This is a genomic window from Rhodococcoides kyotonense, assembly GCF_001645385.1.
GTDB lineage: Bacteria > Actinomycetota > Actinomycetes > Mycobacteriales > Mycobacteriaceae > Rhodococcoides > Rhodococcoides kyotonensis_B.
This window is the reverse complement of sequence record NZ_LVHI01000027.1, coordinates 1-14,564: the sequence shown is the minus strand read 5'-3', so window position 1 is coordinate 14,564 and position 14,564 is coordinate 1. Positions and strand designations below refer to the sequence as shown.

Genomic DNA, 14,564 nt, shown 5'->3' with positions numbered 1-14,564 from the left:
GACGGCCTGGGCGAATTCGGCGTTCTCGGACAGGAAGCCGTAGCCGGGGTGATGGCGTCGGCGCCGGACTTCTTCGCGGCGTCCAAGATTTTGTCGATCACGAGGTAGGACTCGGCGGAGGTCTGCCCGCCCAGGGCGAAGGCCTCGTCTGCCAAGCGCACGAAGGGTGCGTTCGCGTCGGGTTCGGCGTAGACAGCGACACTGGTGAGGCCGGCGTCCGCTGCAGCCCTGATCACCCGGACTGCGATCTCGCCGCGGTTCGCGACAAGCACCTTGGTGATACGCGCACTGGCATGGCTGGGCACTGAGCCTCCTGTGGTTTCAAGTTGTTCGAGCGAAGATCACTGCGACACGATGTACGGACGTCTCTTCGGAGTGTAAGCACAGACACTCCTGCATCCGAAACTGGATGGCGGTTATCGGGAAGCTCCCCAAAAATCCCGACGAACGCTACTGATTGGTAGCAATGGGCCCTGCTCGGGTGGGCAGGGAAGCCGTGCCGGTGTCGACCACTTCGTCGACAACGCGCCGAAGTGCACCGACGTACCGGTGAACGTTCGCCGTCGCCAACTCCGTGTTGGGGTAGCGAGCAGCGATGTTCACGCCGCGGGGCGTCCGGTTGATCCAGATGTACACATTGTGTTCGTACTGCTTGCTACGCAGCGCTCGTGCATTCCAGTCGTGCCAGTGCTCGGCCATCGGAGCGAAGCGCACGTCCATGAACGACACGACGAAACGAGGCGTCGCCGACGTGCCGAGAGCGCGGAAGACGCGATCGAGTGGCACACGCGCGATCGGCTTCGTCGTCGTCACCTGTTCGGTCGCCTGTGCGACGACGGCACCGAAGGAGTCGGCGTCGGCGATGTCGATCGAGAGCGGGCACAGCCCGACGAACCATCCGAGCGACGACACCCACTCGGGCTGGTCTCGCGTGTGCACCGGAGTGATGGTTCGGAACTCGGTCTCACCGGACAGTTCTGCGCTCGCCACCGCGAGCGACGCGAGCAAGCCCGAGAACAAACTGTGCCCGGTCTTGCGGCACGCCACCGAGAACGCGTCGGCGCGTTCGGCGTCGAGAATCCACGCCGAGAGACCTCCTTGCGGGCTCGTGATGCTGTTCGGCTCACCGATGTCGAGCGGGAACGCCGGCAGCTCGCCGTGCCCCTCGTCGAGAAACCGCCTCCAGGTGACGACGGCATCGTGCGTGTGCTCGAGTTCCGCATGCACCTTGCGCTCGGACACGCCGAAGTCCAGGTAGCTGCCCGTCTCGAACAAGGCAGCGGGCGGGCCGCCCGTGGCTTCCGTGTACAGCGCGGTGATCTCGTGTGCGACGAGGACCGTCGACAGGCCGTCGATGATCGAGTGATCCGCGGCGAAGAAAACGACGACCTTGCCCTCGGTGCCGGATGCGCCGTCCGACGGCAGGGGCTCGAGCGTCACGAACGCATAGGCAGGCCAGGCGAGTGGGGAGGTGTATTCGTCGAACAGATAGTGCAGGTGCTCGAAGACCTCGCTCGACTGCTGGCACGGCTCCTGCTCGACCTGCCAGATGTCGACGGCACCCTTGGCCGCGGTGACGCGCGAAAGCGTTCCTTGTTCCTCGTCGATGGACGCGTGCGACCGCATCGACTCGTGGCGGTCGATCCACGCCAGCACGGCCCGACGGAACGCAGGCTTGTTCAGTGGGCCTGGCATCTCGAATGCGGCACCGAGCCAGCTCTCCCGTCCACGCCTGGGGCTCGCGAGGCTGGTGCGGAGGTGTGCCTCGTGGACGTACGACGTCGGACGGTCGTCCGGCCGCCATCCGGCAAGTGCAGGAGTGGTTGCGTGCGGACCCACGCTGGGGATCCACTCGGTGATGGTTCCGGCGGGAATGGCGTAATCCGCCAGCTCGGTGAACTCCATCCGACGAAAACTCAACTCTCACTACGAGTGCACCGACGAGGCAGAGCCACAGATGAGCAGTGCCACGGAAGACTGTGCTGGACACGGAACCGCCGACGAGCATACAGATCGGCAGGTGTATCGATCAAGACGACCCCGAACAGGTACACGGGGTCGTCCTGCACACGGCTTTGCTACTTCAGGTGCCGTTTGATGCGCGTCAACATCGCCGACATCCCGCGCAGCCTGAGTGGACTGACGGCGTCGCCCAGTCCGAGCGCGAGATAGAAGTCGTCGGGAACGTCGATGATCTCTCTCGCGCTGTGCCCGTCGAGGCCCTGATGAAGGATCGACGCGAATCCTCGCGTCGTGGGCGCTTCGGGGGGCGCACTGAAATGCAGCTTGACGCTGTCACGGTCGTCGGCGTCGACGGACAGGAACAACGGGGATTGACACTCGGGTACCGGCTCCATCGCCGCCTGCTCCAGGTGGGCAGGCAGCGGCGGAAGCTCACGGCTGAACTCGAGCAGCAGCTGCAGTTTGTCCTGACCGTCGACCGCCGAGAAATCCTCGACGATCTCGGCCAACGATTCGGGTAGATCCGACATGACTTCAGGCTCTCGTTCCAGCAGTTCGTTCTAGGACGTCGTAGGTGCGTCGCCGGGCTCGTCGCCCCGGGCGATGGGCACGCGCACGGCGTTGCCCCATTCGGTCCACGAGCCGTCGTAGTTGCGGACATTCTCGTGGCCGAGCAGGTGCGTCAACACGAACCAGGTGTGGCTGGAACGCTCACCGATACGGCAGTACGCGATGACTTCGTCCTGCGTCACGACGTCGGAGTAGATGTCGTCCAGCTCTGCGCGGCTGCGGAAGCGACCGTCACCGGCTGCAGCCTTGGCCCACGGAATGCTGACGGCGGTCGGGATGTGGCCACCGCGCAGCGCGCCTTCTTCTGGATAGTCGGGCATGTGGGTGCGCTCGCCGGTGTACTCCTGCGGCGACCGCACGTCGACGAGAGGAACGGTTCCCAGGCTCGACAACACGTCGGAAGCGAACGCGCGAATCGGAGCGTCGTTGCGCGGGGAGACCGGGTAGTCGGTGGCCGGGTATTCGGGGACGTCGAGAGTGGTCTCGCGGTTCTCGGCGAGCCAAGCGTCACGACCACCGTCGAGCAGGCGAACGTCCTCGTGGCCGAACAAGGTGAAGACCCAGAGTGCGTATGCGGCCCACCAATTGCTCTTGTCGCCGTAGATGACGACCGTGTCGTCGCGCGAGATGCCCTTGCGGCTCATGAGCGCCGCGAACTGCTCGGCGTCGATGTAGTCGCGGGTGACCGGGTCGTTGAGATCGACGTGCCAGTCGATCTTGACGGCCCCGGGGATGTGGCCGACGTCGTACAGAAGAACATCTTCGTCGGATTCGACGACCTTGAGACCGGGCGTGCCGATGTGGGCGTTCAACCACTGGGTCGACACGAGGCGGTCCGGGTGCGCATAGTCGCCGAACGTCGGGGTGGGGTCTGCTGCTACGGGCACGTCTTCTTCGCTCCTACGGGTCATCGGAACCGAACTGTCTCTTCTCGATCCTAGGCTGTCGGTCCGACTAGTGAGAGTTCGTCCACGTCGGCAGTGGTGACGGCATGTGCAGCGAGCACCTGGGCGAGTTCGGTCGCGACGTTCTCGACGACGCGCCTGGCTTCGGGAGTGTCGGGGAATCGTGAACGGAGCGACAGACCGTTGCTCGTCCGCGACACCCAGAACTGTGCGTCGTCGGCCGTCGTGACGTTGCTGATGTGGTGCGCGTTCGAGCGTGCGCAATCTGCGCCAGGCACGCCGCGATAATCGATGTAGGACACCATGAACACGTCGTTGCGGGTACGACGGAACTTCTCGCCCAGAGCCTCGAGAACGCGGGGGATCGGTACCGCCGCGAGGGGAAGCGCGGCGCGGAACGACGCGTGGGCGTTCGTGACCGTTTCGTCGAAATCGGTCCCTACCGTGACGGTCATGGGTGCGTTCGTCGTGAACCAGCCGACGGCTCGGGCCCACTGCGGGTCTCGACGCGTGTGCAGTGGGAAGAGAAGCGGAAAGCGCTTCGGGCCGCCGATGTTCGACGACGCCTGCGCCAGCGCAGCGACGACACCAGTGAACATTCCTGCGCCGAGGTCACGGCAGCCGGCCTCGAAACGCTCGGCCCGGTCAGCGGACGCGATGGTGTGCACGGCGGTGGCCTGTGGTGCGGACTGCCCCAGCGGCACACCGAGATCGAACGGGAACGCAGGCGTGGTGCCGCCGCACTCGTCGACGAACCGGGCCCAGTCGGCGACGCGCGGATCCGCGAGATCGGCTGCGGGCGTGTCGGCTTCACCACGGCAGTACTCGACGAAACTGCCCACCGTTTCGAGTGCATGCGGCCGCCCGGTACGCCGGGATGCGTAGAGCGCTGCGATCTCCTCGGCGGCCACGGTCATCGACATGGCATCGACATGAGCGTGATCGAATCCGCACAGAATCGTCGACGTATCGGGACGGTCCACGGCGGCAAGCGAATACGACGGGCTGCGGGACGGGTGGCACAGGGCGTTCATGCGCGCACGCACGTGCATGCTGAGCTCCGACGGGTCGAGCATCGGCGTCCGCTGCGGGTGACCGGCCTCGACCTCGGACGGGGCGTGGACGCGACGTCGAACTCCCGTGTCGTCGGCGAAGAAGGACGTGCGTAGAGCCGGGTGTCGTTCGACGAACTGCTCGAACGCCCAGGACAAGGCGTCGACGTCGATGCGTCCCGGCACGTCGAAAGCGACGGCGATCCACACCGTCGTCGTGTCCTCGGCGCCGGTTCCGAGTGCGGCCGACAGATGGAAACTCTGGTTGAACGACGGTGCGACGTCGGAGTGCATTCCATCGCCGATCGACACCGGCCACTCGAGGTATGTGCCTGCAGCTCCGACGTATTCGGTGATCGACGTGACGCGCATTGCTCAGCGCCCCGCGACGGCCGCCACGCCCTCGGGCACCGTGATCGTGTAATCGCCGTCTCGCGCGATGCTGTCGAACACCGTCTGCAGGTGTGCGTGGTAGCGCTCGACGGATGCCGCCGCTACGGGATTGTCCGGAACCTGCGCGCACAGATAGAAGTGATCGGCGTCGCGGTTGATCCACATGGACGCGTTCGCCGTGGTGCCTTCGCCGGTGAAGTGCTCGGCTCGGGCGTCGGCGGAACGTCCGACGCCGGGGAACCACCGGAAGTCGATGTACGACAGCATGTTCGGACTCACGGCGAGCTCGCTGCCCAGGGTTCCGTCGGCCGCGAGAGCGCCGAGCACCGCGTGCACCGGGGCGGCGGCGATCTGCTTGGACTTCTCGAACGCATCGTGGGCTCGAACCGCGACGTCGGCGAACGTGGACGCGTCGCCGACGGGAAACGCGACAGGTGCGAAGTTCACGAACCACCCCTGCGACTGGCCGTAGTCACCGAGATGGCGCGTGCTGAGTACGGTGATGCCGAAATAGTCCCGTACTCCGGCGAGTTCGTAATCCGTGATCGCGACAGCGGCGAACACGCCGCTGCTGATGCGAGCTCCCGCGGATTTGCACGCCCGGTCGAGGGCTGCCGTGGCGTCGGCATCGAGCAGATACCGCTCGACGATCCTGACCGGTCCGCGTTCGCCGTCCGCGAGGCCGAGATCGAGTGGGAATCGTGGCATCTTGCCCGCGTTCTTCGCGAAGATCTCCTTCCACGCGAGAATCTCCGGCGACGTCGGACCGTAGTGCGCTGCGCGAGCACGTTCGTCGACTGCGTAGTCGAGGTGACTTCCCGCCTCGGCCGGTGCAGGAACCGATTCGCCGATCTCGAGTGCGTACAGATCGGCGAGTTCGCTGATCACGAGCGCCTGCGAACCGCCGTCGGTGAACGCGTGATCGGCCGCGTAGTAGAGCGTGAAGCTGCCTGCGCGCTCGACCGCGCCGACGACGAAACCGGGCCATTCGAAAGGCGTTGCCTCGCAGCCGAACCGGGCCCGGACGTAGGTTTGGAACTCGGCGTCCGTCTCGAACGTGCCCGCTTCCGACGGCGCGAACGACGCGACGTCCGAGGAACCCAGACGGCGCGTCACGGCGCCGTCCTCGACGTCGAACCAGCATCGAAGTAGCTCGTGCCGCAGCACGTACTCGGACAGTGCGCGAGAGAGCGCGTCGCGGTCGAGGACGCCGTCGATCTCGGTGGCTACACCGGTGTACGCATGATGATCGTCGCCGCGCGCCGCTGCCGCGGCGACCGCACGCAGGTGGTCTTCCTGGAGGAACGACGGAGGCGCCGGGTGAACGGGCGCCGATCCCGCCGCAGCCAGAGCCTCCGGCGTCGGATGCCACTCCAGTAGCAGTCCGGGTGCGGGCTTCCAGTTGCTCATCGCGGTGATGATCATGCGTGCGTTCTCTCCTCCTGGTGGCTGGTCGGTTGGGTGCGACGACTCAGTCGCCGACTGCTCCGACGGTCTCGACCATCGCGTCGAGTTCGTGTGTCGGCTCTTCGATGACCGCCATCAGGACCGAGACGAATTCGGCGATGAACCGGTGGACGTTGGTGGCCGCGATGTCTCCGCTCGGGAAACGCGTCGAGATGTTCAGACCCTGGAGGGTGCGGTTGACCCAGAAGTAGACCTCGTCCTCGGCGTGGCACTCGCTACGGAGTGCGCGACCCTTGCGCTCCTGCCACTCCTCGGCGTCGGGGAGGAAGCGCAGGTCGATGTACGAGACGACGAAGCGCGGGACCTCGGTGGACGTCAGCAACGACGCGACACGCGAGTACGGGACCGACGCGAGACCTCGGTGTTCCTTTCCTGCTCGCGCTGCACAGTCGAGCGCTTCGGCGAACGTTCCGGCGTCGCCGAGGTCGATCTGCATGGGCAGGATGCCGACGTACCAGCCGACGCTCGCAGCCCACTGCTCCTCCGACCTGGTGTGCATGGGCATGATCGTGCGGAACTTGTCGTTGCCGCTCAATCGTGCGCCGACGAGTGCGAGTGCGGCGAGGACACCGGACTGCATGTTGTGGCCCGCCGCCTTGCAGACCGCGTTGAATTTCTCGACCTGCGCGGTGGTCAGCAACCACGACGAGACGCTGCTCTGGCGCGTCGCGAGGTTCGTGGGGGCGGAGCCGGAGCCCAGGGGTAGCGGGAAGGACGGGAAGCGGCCGTTTTCGGCTGCGAGGAAACGCTCCCACGCCAGGACCGCGTCGTGCTCGGCGGTCAGTGACTCTCCGAGCAGACGCTCGCTCGCCGAGAAGTCGACGTAGCTGCCGACGGCGGGAAGGTTGTGCTCGGTGCCGTCCAACGCCTGTGCGTACAGGCGGTCGATTTCGTTGATGGCGTAGATCTGGCTGTACGCGTCCATCACCGAATGATCGGCGGCGAAGATCACGAGGAACTTGTCCTGCTGAGGCGCGCTGGCTGCGACGTGCGGTTCCGGTACGACCGTCGCCAGCACGAAGTGCGGCCACGTCGTGGGCGAGACGACGTCTCTGAACCAGGACTCGAGGTGCTCGAAGACCTGCGTCTCGGACTTCGGCTTCTCGTCGTGACGATCGGCGACCGTCACTGCACCGACGGGAACCGTGTAGCGATGCCACGCCCCGGAATCGGCGTTGCGCTCGACGCGTGTGCGGAACGCTTCGTGCCGATCGATGTACGCGACGATGGTGCGCCTGACGGCCTCGACATCGTAGCGACGGTGGATCTCGAACACCGTGCCGATCCACGAGCCGTCGTTGCCGCGGCCCGCGTGGTCTTCGTGGGTGAAGGACATGCCGCGATCGTCCTGACGCCACGCGGCCTCGTCGACCACTCGGGGAACCCATTCGCTCAGTCGCCCGGCGGGCAACGGGTAATCGGCCAGTTCGGTGTATTCCATCGGGTGTCGTCCAATTCCGAGCTAGGCCAGTCGTCGCTGGCAGTGGTCTGAAAGCGTGGCAGTGGTCTGAAAGCGTGGCGGTGGTCCGAAAGCCTGTCGTATTCGTCGATATGCATTCGATTCGCCCCGACGCGGCCGAATGCGGTTCTTCATCAATCGACGTGCACGAATCAGCCGTGAACGATCGGCGTTCACGACGTGCGATCCACGAACACACTAAGTCGAGCGGGTGCATAATTCGCATCGCACGAGAGTGTTGTTCGTCACGGAACGAAAAGCTTGACCCTTCCAGCGAGTGGTGCAGCCGCCCACGAAGCGCTTTCGGCAGTCCGAAACAGGTTAACGGACAGTAAATTTCGCCGATCGCAGAGTCGAGGGTCACTCTCCCGAGGTCTTCGGTGCGAGGACCTGTCACATAATTCCGCGGACCACCGATCCATCCGATGCGCAGCTCCGAATTGTATGTCTGCGACGTGATATCCGGGCGCGCGTTATTCGCGCGACGAAATCTCCGGAGGCATTTCGGCGAGACGCTGTAGTACATTTTGCCGATGACTCGAATCGGATTCGCCGATCACCTATTCCTCAGAATGCATCACGGAATCGGTAATCCAGTCTTCAATCAGTTGGTGTGGTGGTTTCAAGATCGACTACCGAGCGCCGCGTTGGATTCGTTCCACCGGAATCTGTCCGCGGGACTGCTGTCGCGCACGGTGAGCGCACCGGTTCTACCCACTGCGCGACATCGGTGGACGGCGTCGGCGGACGCGCTGCCGATCGACCGTGCCTCCGTTCCGATCGACCCGAGTGTCATCCGGTGCTGGGCGGAGCAACGGATCAGCGAGGACATCGATCCCGAACGTGGACTGGGGTGGCAGTTGTCCACGGCACCCGTCGTCGGCGGCGGAACGGTCCTCTCGCTCGTGTGCTCGCACATGGTTGCGGACGGCGCTGCGACGATCGCCGCCGTCCGGCAGGCGAACCGCGATACTGCGAGCGTGTGCGCCGCCGACCTGGGCGTCGAGCCATCCGTCGTCCGAGGGATCATCGACGACGTCTCCGACTCCGTGGCGCAGATGAAGCCGATCGCGTCGTGGGCGGCGTCGAAGCTCGTGTCGACCGTACGGGGTGGGGACGCGACGCCGCCCGCGCCTGCGCGCGAGAAGCCGCGTCGCAGCGATGTCGAAGCCAACACCGAAGCGTGGAGCCCGCCGTACGTCGTCGTCGAATGTCCTGCTGCCGAGTGGAATGCGGCCGCGGCCGAGTGGGGTGGGACCTCCAACTCGCTCCTGATCGGCGTCCTGACCGCCGTGTCGGAAGTCGCAGGACGAGCGCAGCCGGGCGACGAGCTGCGATGGTCTCTCCCGTACAGCACCCGCGACATCGACGACGTGTCGGCCAACTCGACCAAGATCGTGCCGGTGTCGGTGCCCGTCGCGAGCACCGAGGACCGTGATCTGACACGGATCAGGAAAGCGAGCAAGACGGCGTTCGTCGACTTCGCAGCGCGTCAGGCCGCGGGAGAAGGTGGTTCCACTGCCGCGGCGATACCGCTTCCGCTCGTTCAGATGCTTCCCGATGTCGTCGTGTCGCGCCTGCCGCAGCCGTCCGACGGTTCGGAAGGATTGTGCTCCAGTCTCGGTCGGCTGCCGGACGACGTGACGACACTGGGAGGAATCCGTGCGCGCAGCGTCGCGGCGCGCGCGACGTTCCACGGTGCCGACGCCGCCTTCGCCAGGACGCTCGGTGGCGGCTCGACGGCGTGGGCCACCGAAACAGCGGATTCCGTGACGATCACGGTGCACGGGATGGATCCCGATCGGATGACGAGCGACGAGCAGATGCGCGAGATCGTCGCCGACGTTCTCCGGCGGTGGAAGATCACCTGCCGGTTCTGGTGATCGAGCTGCTCCCGTCGGCGGCGGACTCGACGAGGTCGGCAGCCGTGCTCAGTGCCTGCTGGGCCGGAATCGCTTCGGCCGCAAGGGCGCCGGCTGCCGAGACCGTGTCGTCGGTGAGTAACGAGTGGATCGCCTCGGTGAGTTCGCGGCAGTCGAGGCGCGAGAACTTGGAGGACACTCCTGCGCCCAGCCGGACGAGAGCTGCACCCCAGAAAGGCTGATCCGCGCTGAACCAGCACACCATCGTCGGCAGGCCCGCGCGGATGCTCGCCGCGGTCGTGCCGGCCCCGCCATGATGAATCGCCGCACGGCACAACGGAAACACGGATGCATGGTCGACGGGCCCGACGATGGCGACCGGCGATCCGTCGTCGATGCTCTCGTCGAGGGCGCTCCACCCCGAGCTGATCAGCGCGCGCTGTCCGGTGCGGTCACACGCGTCGGCGACGAGATCGACCAACGACGCGGGATCGGGCACGGGCATGCTCCCGAACCCGACGTACAGCGGGGGAGGGCCTGCGTCGATCCAGCGGCGCAGCGGTGATCCGTCGCCGACGTCGGCACCGAGAGACGCTCGAGCCGAGGACAATTCGAGGAAACCGACGAACGGCCGCGTCGAAGCCCATTCCTCGGCGAGGCCGGGGAACAGCGCTCCGTCGTACGCCTGTATTTCGATGCCGCCGTACGCCGCGATGCGCTCCGGCAATGCCTGCGTCGCGTCGGGGAGGCCGAGCGCCGTGCGCTGCGCGTTCTCGCGCCGACGCATCGACCGCCACCGCATCGTCTCGAGCAGCGACCACGTCGCCTTGTTGACGACGGAGGGCAGGTGCCTGCCGGGTGCAACCGACATCGAGCCGTTGCGTCTGACGGGGCAGTAGTGCAGCGCCAGGAACGGAACACCCAGCGCCTCAGCCATATTGAACGTCATCTCTTGGCCGAGGGTCCCGGTGACGAGGGCGTCGGCGCCGCCGGACATCTCCGCGAGCTCCGACACCATCTCGTCCCAGCCTAGGTTGGCCAGTTCGGCCAGTGCGGCGAACCGCACACGGGGATTGCGCGACTTCAAGCGCACCCGCACCAGTTCGGATTCGAGTACCGCCTTGGTGTCGGGGCCGAACGCGCGCACCGTGATTCGGCCCGGTCCGGCTGACACGCGTGACGACGCCGCGGTCGCGAAGGCCAGGAGGTTGGGCGGCGCGCCGAAGACGACGTCGTGACCGCGGTCCGCCAGTTCGATGCCGAGCGCGAGACCCGGTTGCACGTCACCGCGACTTCCGGTGAACGGCAGGACGAACCTCATCGACGTATCCCTTCGGCCGGCGCGCGGTGGTGCGGCAGTGTGCCGACGCGCCTCGCAACCTATCAGTATGTGCGCGAGCTGGGTGTAAGGCCAACGGCCAGCGTATCTTTGGGTGAACGCACGCACAGGCCGAGCGGTGTCGTGGTATCGACGCTAGTCTTTCTCGCGTGAATCGACTCACCTACGACGACGATCTGTTCCTCCGTATGGAATGCGTTCTCGACGTACCTGTCGTCAATCAGATCGTGTGGCGGTTCGATCGACCTGTCGCCGACGCAGCGCTGAACGAGATGTGGTTGCGCCTCGATTCGGGCCCGATCAACCGGACCGTCCACCGCGTCTCGGTTCCCGGTGCGCGTGACAAGTGGGTGCGTGCGGACGCTCCGTCGCTACCGCTGCTCGTCGATTCCGCGGTCGTCGCCGGAGCCGACGTCACCGAGTGGATGCAGCAGCGCGCGGCGGTCCGGCTCGATCCGGTGAACGGCCCGGTGTGGCAGCTCGCCACCGCGAGGCTCGACGACGGCGGGAGCGTCGTGTCGCTCGTGGCATCGCACGTCGTGGGTGACGGGGGTGCGCTGACGTCGTCGGCCATCGCGGCGCTTGCGGGCCCGGACGAGCCCGACGACTTCCGGACGGCCTGGGACCACGCGGGTACACACGACGTCCGTGACGCGGTCGGTCAGATCGCTGCGGTGGCGACGGGTGCAGTCCGAGCTGTCGGACGGACTGCGCGAGACTTCGCGAAGAGGAAGCGCAACACCGCGGTCGCCCGGACGTCCGTGTCTGCGGTTGCGACATCCATCACGGGGCCGTTCGTTCCGAGCACCGTCGTCGTGGACTGCGATACCGCTCGATGGAACGAAGCGGCCCGAGCGGTCGGCGGTAGCGCCAACAGTTTGCTCGTAGCAGTCGCACTCGGGATTCTGACGTCCAGCGGCCGCGTCGACGAGTCCGAGACGGTCAAGGTGGCCCTCCCGGTCAGTACACGGGTGCCGGGAGACCTACGCGCCAACGCAACGTCCGGTGTGTCCATCCGCGTCGACGGCGGCGCAGGATGGCGTACCGATCTCGGGCCCATTCGCCGGGACAGCAAGGCGGCGTTCACCACGTTGTCCGACGCGACCCGATCGACGTTCGAGCTCACCAAGCCGCTGATGCAGATGCTGCCCGACGCGATCGTCGAGAAGGCGGCAGCGTCGGGGACCGCGCCGCTGTGCCTGTGCTCCAATCTCGGGTCGCGAGGGGAGATGCTGCGCAGAATCGGCGACGTCGACGCACGGTCGGTCGCGATGCGATCCATCACCCAGAACACCACCGCAGAGTTGCTGCGTCGAACCAAGGGCGGCGTCAGCGTCTGGTGGAACACCTCGGGCGAGCGCGCCACGTTGTGCGTCACCGGTCTCGATCCCGACCGCTTTCCAACGCGCTCACATCTGCGCGCGTTGGTCGACGCAGAATGCCATCGATGGGAGCTGACTCCCGAGTTCTGGTGAGGCTATGCTTGTCCACCGATTCCGCTGTGGATGAAGCTAGTGCGCTCGAGAAGGGGTTGGAACATGGCAGTAGTCGTGTTGTTCGGTTCTGAGACCGGAACAGCAGAGGAAGTCGCGGACAAGATCGCGGAGGTCCTGTCGGACCACGACGCGGAGGTTCGGGACATGCTCGAGTACGAGGTCTCGGACATCGACGTGAACGACTTCCACGTCATCATCTGCTCGACCTACGGCGACGGTGAACTGCCGACCGGAGCCGTGCCGTTCTACGAGGCGCTCGACGAGGACGCGCCGGACCTGAAGGGTCTTCGCTTCGCCCTGTTCGGTCTCGGAGACCGCGTGTACGAGGACACCTTCAACCGCGGCGGCGAGATCATCGCGGAGAAGCTGGTCGAACTCGGAGCCGAGCAGGTGCACGAGCACGCGCGTCACGACAGCAGCTCCAACGTCAAGCCCAAGGCGCAGGCCGAGGAATGGGCACGCGAGCTCAGTGGGCTACTGGTCGGCTGACGACCAGATGTCGGCCAGCGACGTTCCTACTTCGGTGAGCAGCCGACGGACGAGCGGCAGACCGATACCGATGACGCTGGACGGATCTCCCTCGATCCGGTCGACGAACCAACCGCCGAGCCCGTCCAGCGTGAAAGCCCCCGCGACCGACAACGGTTCTCCGGTCGCCAGATAGGCCTCCAGATCCCCGGCCGACGGTTCGGCGAAATGGATTGTCGTGGAGCTGCATTCGGCAGCGACCGCGACCACACGACCACCGGAGACGCGCACGACCGCGTGGCCGGTGAGCAGATCACCGGACTTGCCTGCCATGAGCGCCCAGCGCTCACGAGCGACGTCGACGGTGTGCGGCTTGCCGTACAGAACCCCGCCGATGGACAGCATCGAGTCGCACCCCACGACGACGGCGTCGTCGAATTCCTCGAGGACGGCCTCGGCTTTCGCGCGCGCCAACGTCACCACGACGTCGTCGGGTGCAGGATCGTCACCGAGCTCGGCCGTCAGCGCATCTTCGTCGACGCCCGACACACGAACGACCGGCTCGACGCCCGCATGCCGGAGTACCTCCAGGCGTGCGGGCGACGCCGATGCCAGTACGAAACGCGTCACTGCGGTCAGTACCGCTGCGACGCCGCGTACGAGTACGGAGAGAACGGTCCGAACGTCCGATGCATCGACGCGGGCGTGCCCCACAGTTCGCGCGGACGAGTGTCCGCCGGTGGTGCCGACGACCCGGCGGCCGCAGCCAGAACCGTCACGAGCGCTGCGATCTCCTGATCGGAAGGATTGCCCTTCACGACGCGGACAGCCGCCTGCACCTCCTGTACGGCCTGTGCATCGATGGCCTCTGTGGTGTTCTCGCTCATAGCGGGATGTTTCCGTGCTTCTTGGGGGGCAGGGTGACTTGTTTGCGTTCGAGCAGGCGGAGTGCGGAGACGATCTGTCCGCGGGTGTGGCTCGGTGGGATGACGGCGTCGAGGTAGCCGCGTTCGGCTGCGACGTACGGGTTGACGAGGGTGTCTTCGTATTCCTGCTGCAGCTTCAGGCGCAGCGCGTCGACGTCTTCGCCGTTCTTCGCCGCTTCGAGGAGCTGTTTGCGGTAGACGAAGCCGACGGCGCCGGAGGCGCCCATGACGGCGATCTGGGCGGTGGGCCAGGCGAGGTTGACGTCGGCGCCCATGTGCTTGGAGCCCATGACGTCGTAGGCGCCGCCGTAGGCTTTGCGGGTAATGACGGTGATCTTTCCGACCGTGGCTTCACCGTAGGCGTAGAGCAGCTTCGCGCCGCGGCGGATGATGCCGTTGAACTCTTGCCCGGTGCCGGGGAGGAAGCCGGGGACGTCGACGAGGGTGATGATGGGGACGTTGAACGCATCGCAGGTGCGGACGAAGCGTGCGGCTTTCTCGGAGGCGTCGATGTCGAGGGTGCCGGCGAACTGGGTGGGCTGGTTGGCGACGATACCGATGGGGACGTTGAACGCATCGCAGGTGCGGACGAAGCGTGCGGCTTTCTCGGAGGCGTCGATGTCGAGGGTGCCGGCGAACTGGGTGGGCTGGTTGGCGACGATACC

13 protein-coding genes and 1 pseudogene are annotated in these 14,564 nt (G+C 66.0%); 3 read left to right on the top strand and 11 right to left on the bottom strand.

The window, feature by feature from the left end:
* From A3K89_RS19555 to A3K89_RS19525, 7 genes and pseudogenes are all read right to left on the bottom strand, one after another.
* Positions 1-305: pseudogene (locus A3K89_RS19555) on the bottom strand (biotin carboxylase N-terminal domain-containing protein); the annotation flags it as partial.
* A 145-nt stretch (positions 306-450) separates the two neighbouring features.
* Positions 451-1,905: a condensation domain-containing protein gene (locus tag A3K89_RS19550; protein WP_068429546.1), complete on the bottom strand. Its 1,455-nt coding sequence runs from the start codon at positions 1,903-1,905 to the stop codon at positions 451-453.
* Positions 1,906-2,078: 173 nt separating this feature from the next.
* Entirely contained in the window at positions 2,079-2,492 is a 414-nt protein-coding gene (locus tag A3K89_RS19545) for a SufE family protein (RefSeq protein WP_068429544.1), read from the bottom strand.
* Between the two features lie 30 nt (positions 2,493-2,522).
* Positions 2,523-3,419, bottom strand: coding sequence for a sulfurtransferase (locus A3K89_RS19540; protein ID WP_068429548.1), 897 nt, complete (start codon positions 3,417-3,419; stop codon positions 2,523-2,525).
* 50 nt (positions 3,420-3,469) lie between these two features.
* Complete coding sequence (locus tag A3K89_RS19535) at positions 3,470-4,861, bottom strand: condensation domain-containing protein (protein WP_068429543.1); 1,392 nt, start codon at positions 4,859-4,861, stop codon at positions 3,470-3,472.
* A 3-nt stretch (positions 4,862-4,864) separates the two neighbouring features.
* A complete protein-coding gene (locus tag A3K89_RS19530; protein ID WP_068429541.1) occupies positions 4,865-6,307 on the bottom strand; it encodes a condensation domain-containing protein in 1,443 nt (480 codons plus the stop codon).
* Between the two features lie 46 nt (positions 6,308-6,353).
* Entirely contained in the window at positions 6,354-7,790 is a 1,437-nt protein-coding gene (locus A3K89_RS19525; RefSeq protein WP_068429540.1) for a condensation domain-containing protein, read from the bottom strand.
* Positions 7,791-8,341: 551 nt separating this feature from the next.
* On the opposite strand from A3K89_RS19525, the gene A3K89_RS19520 reads away from it, so the two are divergent.
* Entirely contained in the window at positions 8,342-9,691 is a 1,350-nt protein-coding gene (locus A3K89_RS19520) for a hypothetical protein (protein WP_157105387.1), read from the top strand.
* Here the strand turns inward: A3K89_RS19520 and A3K89_RS19515 are convergent.
* A complete protein-coding gene (locus A3K89_RS19515) occupies positions 9,672-10,991 on the bottom strand; it encodes a glycosyltransferase (protein ID WP_068429539.1) in 1,320 nt (439 codons plus the stop codon). The two genes, A3K89_RS19520 and A3K89_RS19515, sit on opposite strands and share 20 nt — an antisense overlap.
* 167 nt (positions 10,992-11,158) lie before the next feature.
* Here A3K89_RS19515 and A3K89_RS19510 point away from each other — a divergent pair, with 167 nt between their 5' ends.
* Positions 11,159-12,484: a hypothetical protein gene (locus tag A3K89_RS19510; protein ID WP_068429537.1), complete on the top strand. Its 1,326-nt coding sequence runs from the start codon at positions 11,159-11,161 to the stop codon at positions 12,482-12,484.
* 63 nt (positions 12,485-12,547) lie between these two features.
* A complete protein-coding gene (locus A3K89_RS19505; RefSeq protein ID WP_068429536.1) occupies positions 12,548-12,994 on the top strand; it encodes a flavodoxin domain-containing protein in 447 nt (148 codons plus the stop codon).
* Here A3K89_RS19505 and A3K89_RS19500 read toward each other — a convergent pair.
* The 3 genes from A3K89_RS19500 to A3K89_RS19490 all read right to left on the bottom strand — a co-directional run.
* On the bottom strand, positions 12,980-13,603 hold the full coding sequence (locus A3K89_RS19500; RefSeq protein WP_068429534.1) for a Maf family protein: 624 nt from the start codon (positions 13,601-13,603) through the stop codon (positions 12,980-12,982). The genes A3K89_RS19505 and A3K89_RS19500 overlap by 15 nt on opposite strands.
* Positions 13,604-13,608: 5 nt before the next feature.
* Positions 13,609-13,860, bottom strand: coding sequence for an acyl-CoA carboxylase epsilon subunit (locus A3K89_RS19495; protein WP_068429532.1), 252 nt, complete (start codon positions 13,858-13,860; stop codon positions 13,609-13,611).
* A partial coding sequence (locus tag A3K89_RS19490) for a carboxyl transferase domain-containing protein (RefSeq protein WP_302050741.1) occupies positions 13,857-14,564 on the bottom strand: 708 nt, incomplete at its 5' end. The genes A3K89_RS19495 and A3K89_RS19490, both read right to left, overlap by 4 nt.